This is a genomic window from Photorhabdus sp. RM96S (genome assembly GCF_042879335.1).
Classification (GTDB): domain Bacteria; phylum Pseudomonadota; class Gammaproteobacteria; order Enterobacterales; family Enterobacteriaceae; genus Photorhabdus; species Photorhabdus kayaii.
Genome location: NZ_JBHFKT010000255.1, coordinates 1 through 260 on the forward strand (window position 1 = coordinate 1; position 260 = coordinate 260).

1 protein-coding gene is annotated in these 260 nt (G+C 55.4%); it reads left to right on the forward strand.

What is annotated here, in order from left to right; translation table 11 throughout:
- Window positions 1–103: 103 nt before the first annotated feature.
- Window positions 104–260, forward strand: a 157-nt coding sequence (locus ACGF49_RS25235) for an ESPR domain-containing protein (RefSeq protein ID WP_387493539.1), incomplete at its 3' end; no start/stop codon positions are given.

Genomic DNA, 260 nt, shown 5'->3' on the forward strand with positions numbered 1-260 from the left:
CGGTTTCCAAACTTCCCCCGTCACGGCCGGATTCAACCTGTATTGGCAGTATTAATTCAAATAACCAAGCTGCCGGTGGGTGGTGTTGTGTGGAGCAAAAGTTATGAACAAACAGTTATATCGTATTATCTTTAATCAAGCCCGGCAGATGTGGATGGTGGTGGCCGAGATAGCGCGGGCCGGACGGGGACGAACCGGACGCCGCGCTCATCGCCCGTCTTCACCGCAGCGTCGTTGCCGACTCACCGCGCTACGGTTTG